At 54.0% G+C, this 9,370-nt stretch carries 9 protein-coding genes; 8 read left to right on the top strand and 1 reads right to left on the bottom strand.

Annotation, left to right across the window (positions count from 1 at the left end):
- Positions 1-68: 68 nt before the first annotated feature.
- The 5 genes from FC18_RS11815 (at position 69) to FC18_RS11835 (ending at position 4,907) form a co-directional block, all read left to right on the top strand.
- The gene (locus tag FC18_RS11815; protein WP_054675913.1) at positions 69-1,370 is read left to right on the top strand and encodes a DEAD/DEAH box helicase; all 1,302 of its coding nucleotides are present in this window, start codon (positions 69-71) and stop codon (positions 1,368-1,370) included.
- Between the two features lie 51 nt (positions 1,371-1,421).
- Complete coding sequence (locus tag FC18_RS11820; protein ID WP_054675916.1) at positions 1,422-1,751, top strand: PTS lactose/cellobiose transporter subunit IIA; 330 nt, start codon at positions 1,422-1,424, stop codon at positions 1,749-1,751.
- A 24-nt stretch (positions 1,752-1,775) separates the two neighbouring features.
- On the top strand, positions 1,776-2,108 hold the full coding sequence (locus tag FC18_RS11825) for a hypothetical protein (RefSeq protein ID WP_054675919.1): 333 nt from the start codon (positions 1,776-1,778) through the stop codon (positions 2,106-2,108).
- A gap of 716 nt (positions 2,109-2,824) precedes the next feature.
- Positions 2,825-3,892, top strand: coding sequence for a M24 family metallopeptidase (locus tag FC18_RS11830; RefSeq protein ID WP_054675921.1), 1,068 nt, complete (start codon positions 2,825-2,827; stop codon positions 3,890-3,892).
- Positions 3,893-4,328: 436 nt separating this feature from the next.
- Entirely contained in the window at positions 4,329-4,907 is a 579-nt protein-coding gene (locus FC18_RS11835) for a GNAT family N-acetyltransferase (protein WP_054675923.1), read from the top strand.
- A gap of 125 nt (positions 4,908-5,032) precedes the next feature.
- Here FC18_RS11835 and FC18_RS11840 read toward each other — a convergent pair whose 3' ends face one another.
- Positions 5,033-5,515, bottom strand: a complete 483-nt coding sequence (locus tag FC18_RS11840) for a hypothetical protein (protein WP_054675926.1) — start codon at positions 5,513-5,515, stop codon at positions 5,033-5,035.
- 218 nt (positions 5,516-5,733) lie between these two features.
- On the opposite strand from FC18_RS11840, the gene FC18_RS11845 reads away from it, so the two are divergent.
- The 3 genes from FC18_RS11845 to FC18_RS11855 all read left to right on the top strand — a co-directional run bounded on the left by FC18_RS11845 (position 5,734) and on the right by FC18_RS11855 (position 9,209).
- The gene (locus FC18_RS11845; protein WP_056976403.1) at positions 5,734-7,317 is read left to right on the top strand and encodes a hypothetical protein; all 1,584 of its coding nucleotides are present in this window, start codon (positions 5,734-5,736) and stop codon (positions 7,315-7,317) included.
- Between the two features lie 414 nt (positions 7,318-7,731).
- Positions 7,732-8,307 carry a GNAT family N-acetyltransferase gene (locus FC18_RS11850; protein ID WP_054675933.1) on the top strand — a complete coding sequence of 192 codons (576 nt, stop codon included), beginning with the start codon at positions 7,732-7,734 and terminating at the stop codon, positions 8,305-8,307.
- 188 nt (positions 8,308-8,495) lie between these two features.
- Positions 8,496-9,209 (top strand): hypothetical protein, encoded by a 714-nt coding sequence (locus FC18_RS11855; protein ID WP_054675935.1) that lies wholly within the window; start codon positions 8,496-8,498, stop codon positions 9,207-9,209.
- The last annotated feature ends 161 nt before the right edge of the window (positions 9,210-9,370 follow it).

The following is a 9,370-nucleotide window of genomic DNA, read 5'->3' on the forward strand; positions in this document are numbered from 1 at the left end:
TGAACGAACAAAATTAACTGGCGGCAGATGGCGCGGAACGCGGTTTGCCGTTAACGAGGAGAAATATTTTGGTAGTAGCGGAACCATTTCAGAATTTATGGCAGAAGGCGGGCTTCACCGACCAGACGCCAATCCAGACGGCGGTGGCGGAACCACTGACACAAGACGAGAACATTATCGGTCTTGCCCCAACCGGCTCCGGGAAGACCCTGGCGTTTGGCCTGCCGCTGCTCACCAAAGTTGTCCCCGACGACGGCTTGCAGGTATTGATTCTGGCGCCGGCCCAGGAACTGGTCATCCAGACGCGCGACGTTCTGCAGCCCTACGCGGAGGCAATCGGCGTGCGTGTGCTGGCCATCACCGGGAACACCAACGTGGCGCGGCAGAAGGAACAGCTCAAGAAGCACCCCGAGGTCATCGTGGCCACAGCCGGCCGTCTGCTCGAACTGATTGGGGCGGGCAAAGTCCGCCTGGCCCGCCTGCAGACCATGGTCGTGGACGAAGCGGACGAACTGCTGCGCCAGCCTGGTCTGGATCAGGTGCGCGAAATTGCCCAGGACGCGCCGGCGGACGTGCAAATGGCATACTTCTCTGCCACCAGCAGTCCCATTCTGCGCGAACTGCCAAAGTGGTTCGGCAGCGACGCCCGCGTGATTGACGTGCGGCCAATCGACAAGACCCAGGGCCCTGTGCAGCACTACTTCCTGCAGGGCGGCCGTGAGCATCAGGTTGAATGGCTCGGCCGGCTGGCCCGCCAGCCGCATTTTGCCGCGCTCGTCTTCTTCAACAAGAACTCCAGCTTGAGCAAGGCCGCCGGAATTCTGCGCCACCAGCGCGTTAGTTACGCCGTGCTCGACCGTAACGACCGTTCGATTGCGCGCAAAAATGCCCTCGCGCTGTTCCGCAAGGGTAAGGTGCAACTGCTGCTGGTAACGGACCTCGCTGGGCGGGGCCTTGACATTCCAAAGCTCCCGGCGGTCATCAACTTCGAAGTGCCCCGCACCGCCACGACCTACATTCACCGTGCCGGCCGGACGGGACGCATGGGTCAGCCGGGGATGGTCATCACGATGGGGGACGACCACGATTTGCGCGACCTGCGCAAACTTGCGGCGGACTATGATATTCAGCGCGCGTACGTGGTGGACGGCGGCATTAGCACCGAGAAGCCCGAAGTCGACGCCGACCAGCTGCGCAAGGTGGCCCGCGCAAAGTCACTGAAGGGCCAAAACGCTGCGGCGGCAAACGGCAAACGCAGCGCAACCGGGCAGGGTAAGGCCAGCGACGAGCCAGCCCGCAAGCCGCACAAGAAGAACCGGGCACGCGACAAGAAGAGCAAGGGTAAACCAAAGAAGAAGCAGCAAAACTAAGCGCAATGGGTGGTGTAATTTGCCACCCAATACATAGATGAGGATAGGACAATGGGAATTCCAGAAGATAATCCAGCAAGCGTCATGGACATCATCACCGCCACGGCCACCGCGCGCGACGCCGCACTGACGGCCATCGCCGCGGCCGAAGAGGGTGACTTCGCCGAGGCCACCAAGTGGGTGACCCGCGCAACTAACGCCACGGCGGCGGCGCAAAAGGCGCACAACCACATCCTGAGTCTGGAAGCCCAGGGCAACGGGCCCGACTTCTCGGTGCTGCTCGTGCACGCCGAGACGCACCTGACCGACGCCACGGCGATGACGGAGATGGCCCGGCACTTCATCAAGCTGTACCGGCGGCTGGATGGGGCAGATAAGTAGCTGGCTGCGAAAGAAGGAATGGCGATGGCCGAGAAAACCATCATGCTCGTGTGTGCCGGGGGGATGTCGTCCAGCTTGCTCGTGAAGCACATGCAAGATGCCGCGGCGGATGCACATTTGCACTACCGCATTTTCGCCACGGGCGTGCAGTCCGCGCCGGACAAGTACGCCAAGTTTCACCCGGCTGTCGTGCTGGTGGGGCCACAAGTGCGGTTCGTAATTGACCGGTTCCGGGTCGCGATGCCCGACGTGCCGGTACAGATGATCAACATGCACAGCTATGGCGTCATGGACGGGCCAGTTGTGCTGCGGACGGCCCGGGAGCTCATGGGCGATTTGCCTGCAGCTGAAAATTAAAGGTTGGGGCCACGAAAAAACACCACCATCAAAAGATGGCGGTGTTGACTACGTGGCCTTTTTACGTGGGCCGACACGAGTGTTTGTAGGCAACTGAGCCCGTATAATCATCTGCAAATATATTCTACTGCAACTTTTCTTTGATAACAAGTTATGTACGGGAGGGTGCAGCCTCCCTGCAGATGATTTTTAGGCCAGTTGCCTATTGGTTCTTGTGGTGGTTGTCCACAAAGAACTTAACCAGCACTGCTAATGCAGTAGTCAGTTGGGTGACTGCTGGTGCATAGGCAATACGACATCAATTGTTGTCTTGATGCGTCTGCCTCCCTTCTGCATCGCCGTCAGAACAGCACTCTGCACCGCGTTGCTCCTACGCATTGACACAAAATTGCGGGCACACTTGTCCGCAGAATAAGTGTAGCATCTAGCCGTCTGCAATTTGCCAGTTATGTTTGGGCGTAAACTAAAACGCCGCTATTGCAGCACTTGATTTTTTGCGGAACACATAAAGTTCCACAGTACCATTTAATAACGTGAATCATCGTATTTTTCCTGACCCAAATCCCCATTTCCTGCAATTACGCCCGCCAGCTGCGGCTACATTTTCCATTAACCCCACATTAAAATTAAATGGCCGGCGTCACGCCAAAAGACGTATAATTAACAATACAGAATACATAGGGCGCGGCAGTCTGGCGCGCAGATAGGAGCGAAACATGTCGAAGTTTAAAGAGTTGCGGGCAGCGATGGCGGCCAAGGGCGTGGACGCGGTCATTATCACTGATCCCGTGAACGTGTCGTACGTGAGTGAATTCAGTGGGGACGAGAGCGGCCTCGTGGTGACGCAGACTCAAGCGGCGCTGGTGACCGACTCCCGGTTCGTTGAGGCGGCTAAGGGTGAGGTGCACGACGCAGACATCGTGCTGCACACCAAGGGCCTCGTGCCGTACATGGGCCAGATGGTCGATGACTGGGGCGCTAAGACCGTGGGCTTTGAGTCCGCGTACATGACGTTTGAAAACTACGATGCGCTGCGCAAGAACACCAAGGCAGAGCTGGTGCCAACCTGGCACATGGTTGAACAGATTCGCGAGATCAAGTCGGCAGATGAGATTGCGTTGATTCAAAAGGCGGTCGACATCGCCCAGGCCGGCTACGAGCACGTGATTGCCACGATTAAGCCGGGGATGACCGAGCAGCAGGTGGCCACTGACCTCGACTTCTTCATGCGCGGCCAGGGCGCATCCGCGGTGTCCTTCGAGACCATCGTGGCGTCCGGCTACCGTTCCGCTTTGCCCCACGGATTCGCCGTGGACAAGGTCATTGAAGCCGGCGACGTGATTACGCTCGACTGGGGCGCGCTGTACAAGGGTTACATGTCCGACCTCACCCGGACGTTCGCGGTCGGCACCCCCGACCCGAAGATGGATGAAGTCTACAAGATTGTGTTCCAGGCTAACCAGGAGATGGCGGACGTCATGAATCCCGGGACCCTGGGGAAGACCATGCAGGCGGCGGCCCACCGTGCAATCGACGCGGCCGGCTACAAGGAATACTTCGGCCACGGTGCCGGTCACGGGATTGGCCGTGACATCCACGAAGGCCCTGGTGCGTGGGGGCAGTTCATGGAGACGCCGATTCTGCCCGGCAACGTGCTGACCGACGAACCCGGCATTTACCTGCCTGGCATTGGCGGGGTCCGGATTGAAGACGACATCCTGATTACCGCGGATGGGCACCAGCGCATGTCACAGGTGGCACCGGCGGAACTGCTGCATATATAAAAAATTAGGTTTTAATGTAATCACTGGTGGTAAAATTCATCAGTGGTTTTTTATAATCAGATATTTACTAGCACGGCGTCTGGCTGGTGTTATGCAATTGTTAGCACTTTTACCATATTAATTCGTTTATAATGCTGCTTTGACAGGGATAACTGATAATATTTAATTACCGAACATCAACGGCAAATTAGCAAAACACGTTATTATTTCTTTGAGTTTTGCTAATCATGGTATATAATTACCGTAGAGAAAGGAAGTGATTTCTGTGAAAGGTTATACGAATCCTTACGTTACACAGGAGGAATTCGACCAGATGATTAAGATGGTTGAGCAACCGATTACTCCCGAACGTCAAAAACAGCTAGATGACGCATGGAAGCTTTTAAATGCACATCCTGAAATAGAAATCATTGTGACCGATTAACGGATTAACAATATGTCAGTACGCGACATACCCTTAGCCGCGCTAAAAGATCAAAGGACAATTGATCAATTTTCGTGTATTCCACTGGTTACATCAAAATATCCTAGTGCTGTGTTGTATGATTACCAGCTGATAGATGATTTTTTACACAAGTCGGCAATTAAGTATGATGCAGACAACCTGATGCGAACGCGCCTGATAGTCAACGATGATGGTGAGATACTGGCGTTCTACTCGTTGTGTGCTGGAACAAGGCGTGTTTTCAAGCAGTTTCGGCATGTATATTCAGTGCCTACAATTGGTAGAAATACAGCATTGCCCACAATTGAGCTGGTGTGGTTTGGCGTTGCGGCAAAATTTCAAAATCAAGGAATTGGTTCTGAAGTATTAAAGGTGATTCTAAGGCGGGTACTCAAAACGTGTCACAATATTGGTGCCTGTTTGTTTGTGGTTGACTCGCTTTATGTCGCTCGAAACTTTTATTTAAATCGTGGGTTCGTCGATATTGGCCAACCGCATAAACAAAGAGAAGATATTTATCTGGGAATTAGTATGACTGAGATAGCTTCTATGATCTCTAAGGTTGGTTAGACCAGGATAGTTAGTTTTAAAAATATTAATGAGTTCCGCTGAGCTCGTTAAAAATAAATGTTTGACTTAAAATATCAAAATAGCACTGGTGCTGATAGGATTGCACCAGTGCTATTTTGCTGTACTTATTCCTGTCCCGCCAGCCATTCTTCATAGGCCGCGAGCATGTCCGGGTCAATCATCCGGCCGGAAATGCGGTAGAACTTCTCGTTGGTCTTCATAATCCAGCCAATCAGGGCGTCTTTGGTGTCAGGTACGGGCTTGTGGTCGGCCTTGCGCACCAGCGCGATGTCCGTGGGGTCGGTCAGCTGGAAGTCCTTGTGGTGCTCGCCGGGGCGGCCCTTCATGTAGGTCTGCGGGGTGGCCGTGAACTTCAGCAGCTCGCCGCTCTTCAGCTGGCCGAGTGCCTGGAAGTCCGCGCTGTAGTTGAACCACAGGTGGTCGGTGATCATCCGGCCGTTGCCGTCCTTGACGTTCGTGACCAGCAGCGTGGGTTCGAAGCGCTCGATGTCGTCTGCATCGCGGTCAACGCGGTAACCGGTGCGGTTGAAGAAGGCGGAGAAGGTCTGGGGCGTGGTGGTATCGAGATTCATGATGTTGCGGCGCATGGTGGGGTCCTTTCGTGGGGCAAAATTGATACTTCTATTGTACAACGCGCGCGGCCAATCTTTAAGGGTGTAGCATGTTGTTGCAAAAACTGGGCGAAATGGTCAAGCAAACTGTTCGACGGTCCATATCTGTGGCGGACAAATCCGGATAACTGATTGAGCACGCGGCCACAGACACGCTATAATTAAACAAATGGATGCAGAAAGGAAGTGCCGGCATGGACAACACATTAACCGCCTTCATCGACAAGTGGTACCGCGAATTCACTGATACTGAGGAGCACGACTTCGGTAAGGAGTTCGGCCGCGATGCCATCGATGCGGGGCTGAACCTGGATGGCCTGGCGAAAATGCAGGCGAACGGAAAACTGACCGCGGCGCAAACGACAGACCTGAATAGCCTGGCCCAGAGCCTGGCGCCCATCACGGACGCGTCGCTGCTGGCGGACGCGACGTTTGGTTACTGGCACCAGCTGACGGCCACGGACGGCCAGGATGTGGGGACGCCAAATCTGCGCGCCCAGTTCATCCTACTGTTCATGCGGCTGCGCGAACTGGCCCACGACCTGCCACACCAGGCCCACGAGCAGGCAAGTATCACCGCCACGCGTGGGGGGATGCTGAAACCAGAAAACGGCGACACCATGGAAACGACGCTGACGTTGAGTAGCACCGGCCTGGTAACACTGTCCGCGCAGGCATATCCGGATGAAGATGCCGAGCAGCTGCGGGCAACCCTGATTGACGAGCAGCACGCACGGGTGTACCTGGCCCTGGTGCGGGACATTCAGTCGGTGCCGCTACCCATGGCGCCCGACGCCGATTTTGTCACCATCGACCACAGCGATGAAACAGGCATTAAGCTCACCACATCGATGCCAGCGGAGGATGCCAGTGAGGTGGAGACCAAGCTGAACCGCTTCCTGGCGCAGGCAACCGGCTGGGACGACCTCGACATTTTCGCTGTCGTGCCGTACGCGCAGAACACGGCGCGCCACCTGGCCGATATGTTCGGCGACCTGCTGAAGAAGCAGTTCGGCTTCGACGGTGAGGCGCCGGAGCTGACCAAGCAGTTCGCCGACGACATGCCGGACGGGGATGCGGCGGCGGATGATGACCCGGACGCACCAGATGACCTCCACCTGACGCGCTTTAAACTGTCGCTGGATGAGTCCAAGGATGAGCTGCAGGAAATGATTGAGCTCAACCAAGAGACGGCGACGATGGAGTACGGGCAAAAAGACGGCGATATCGAGAACGTCAGCCGGCTGCACAACGAGCTGCTCATAACCGACTTGCTGGAGCAGCTCAGCGAGTTTGACTACACCGTCAACATGGACGATGTGGAGTGGTGGAACAAGCACGTCGGCCAGGCGGGAATTCCGCCGGCGCAGTACCTGCTGGAGATGGAGTTTGCAGACGGCACCGTGCGCCAAATCGGCGGCACCTACCTGCGGCCGAGTCTGCCCGCTAAGTGGCCGAACATCCTCTACATCCTGTACAACGCCATCAGCCAGAGTGCCATCGGCGAGGCGTTCAACCCGAGCCGGTTCGCGTATGGCCAGCGGCAAAACGAGCGCATCTACGTTCAGGTGCAGTTCAAGGACAGCGACCGCAAGTACGACTACATCGCCGATCAGGACCTCTACGATGAGGGCGACCACGTGATTGTGCCGGTGGGCGCGGACAACACCGCCACCCCGGCCACCGTGGTCGGCGTCGGGTATTACACCGAGGACGACGAGCCGTACCCGCACGCCAAGGCGAAGCACGTGCTGGGACGGGTGAAGGAAGAGCAGTAGAAGCGTTATTTTAGAGCACTGGTGGAAACAGGCATCGGTGCTTTTTTTATTTAAAAATTTATATTGTTTGCGATGATCGCTGAAGAAATGGTCTCTGAGATGCAATTGGTTAATATTGTTTATTTAATAACGTGTAGTGCGTTCTAAAATCGATAAGCATCGAAGAAAAATGTGCTATTAAAAAACATAAACGTGTGCTACTGTAGGAGTGCGGAAAGCAATTCTTTTAGGGGATGATTATATGTCAATGGGTCAACTGAACCCGTATGTAACACAGAAGGCATACGACAAGATGCTGCGAATGATTTACGAAAAAACCACAGCTGCCCGGAAAAAGCAGTTAAAACAAATTGCACGTGACATGAATGAAAGATCAGATATAAAAATCATCGATAAGCGGCGAGGATAGCGTTAGTGGAATTTTCTAAGGTGCGAATCAGCGAGTTAGACAATCAGGCGGCTTTACAAAACTTCACCTGCATGCCGGCAAGAGTGAATGAACAAATTCATAATGTGGCCAAGGATTACCAACGTATTGATGAGTTTTTACAGCGAAGAGCATTAACTATGGAACAAAATCATCTGTTCAGAACCACGCTAATCCTCGATGAACAATGCAACATTATTGCGTTCTATTCGCTGTGTGCGGGCACCCGTACAGTGTTCAAAAAATTTCGTAGGGAAACGCATATTCCCCATAAAGCCAAGAATATGGCTATTCCAACTGTCGAATTGATATGGTTTGCGGTCGCAGATGAGTACCAGGGCCGAGGTGTAGGCAAAAGAATTCTTAGCGTAATTTTAAAAGAAGTTCTGGCAGTCACTCGACAGGTTGGAGCTGGTCTTTTCGTTGTTGAATCTTTGGCGGATGCATGTGGATTTTATGAACAAAGAGGATTCAAGGACATTGGTGAACCGCATAAGCTTGATGGCGACGTAATCATGGCAATTACGGTTACAGATTTAGAGGGAATGTTTGTTAACAAATAGTAATCACAGCTTTGGCCAATTAAATGTTTCCATTGCAAAATGTTGCGGGAGGCATTTTTTTGTTTGTTTGTAATCTTTTTTAAACCGCTATTTTCGTAAATAAGGGATGTTATTCCATTATTTTCGGTATTCCCTCCACCTCAGCAATCCGGTATACTCATGCCTATTGTGTAAAATTGGAGGAAATTATGAACACATTAGGTTGGATTGTGCTGTGGGGCTTAGTGATTGCCCTGTGGCTGTACATTATTCTGAACTGGGGTGAGAAGAAAATGACCCCAAACCGGGCGACGATACTGATTCTCGCGGCGCTGGTCTTGACGATTACCGCGGTGGCGGTGCGACAACAAGATACCTCATCTGCGGAACCTGCAAAGAGCACGGTAGCCACCGCCGATAGCGACGCCGATGACGAAGATCCCGACGAGTACGCGGACAGTGACGACGAGGAAGAAGACTCCACGGACGACAGTGACGATTACGACACGTCGTATACGGACGAAAGCAGTGACGACACGACGGACACAGACAGCGACACGACCGACACCACGACTGAAGCGTCTGCCGTTAGCAGCAGTACACCCGCGCCCGCTGTTTCCAGCTCCCGCCCAGTCGCCCGCACCTCATCCCGGGCAACGACCCGCTACAGCACTACCCGCGGCACGACCCACAACCCCGCCCGTGCCGGCATTAACACCGGTACCCGCCATTACGCGTACAAGCCGGTGCCCAAGACCGGTGACAGCCAGATTGTCTACGTTAGTGCGAACATCCCGGGCCGCTACCACAAAGACCCGCACTGCCGCGGCCTCGAACAACGCGGCGGCCGCGTGGCGATGACGTTGGCCCAGGCCCGCGCGAAGGGGTACGTGGCGTTCTGTGCGTACGAACGTTACGAATAGTGCAAAGTTAACGCGCACAACTTTGTCAAAACGGCAAAAAGCATCAACTTTAACCACGGTAACGGGGACATTGCAGAAATGTCCCCGTTATTTTTGTGAAAATTTCATGGTAAATTTCAAGTACAAGTTAGCCACTTCTGAAAATAACATCTAAATCAATG

The sequence above is a fragment of the Lacticaseibacillus sharpeae JCM 1186 = DSM 20505 genome (assembly GCF_001436225.1).
In the GTDB taxonomy this organism is placed as follows: domain Bacteria; phylum Bacillota; class Bacilli; order Lactobacillales; family Lactobacillaceae; genus Lacticaseibacillus; species Lacticaseibacillus sharpeae.

Bases quoted from the DNA above. Each gene is read 5' to 3' on its own strand.
- FC18_RS11845 (WP_056976403.1), top strand. From the start codon at position 5,734: ATGGACAACACATTAACCGCCTTCATCGACAAGTGGTACCGCGAATTC.
- FC18_RS11855 (WP_054675935.1), top strand. From the start codon at position 8,496: ATGAACACATTAGGTTGGATTGTGCTGTGGGGCTTAGTGATTGCCCTG.
- FC18_RS11835 (WP_054675923.1), top strand. From the start codon at position 4,329: ATGTCAGTACGCGACATACCCTTAGCCGCGCTAAAAGATCAAAGGACA.
- FC18_RS11830 (WP_054675921.1), top strand. From the start codon at position 2,825: ATGTCGAAGTTTAAAGAGTTGCGGGCAGCGATGGCGGCCAAGGGCGTG.
- FC18_RS11820 (WP_054675916.1), top strand. From the start codon at position 1,422: ATGGGAATTCCAGAAGATAATCCAGCAAGCGTCATGGACATCATCACC.
- FC18_RS11825 (WP_054675919.1), top strand. From the start codon at position 1,776: ATGGCCGAGAAAACCATCATGCTCGTGTGTGCCGGGGGGATGTCGTCC.
- FC18_RS11840 (WP_054675926.1), bottom strand. From the start codon at position 5,515: ATGCGCCGCAACATCATGAATCTCGATACCACCACGCCCCAGACCTTC.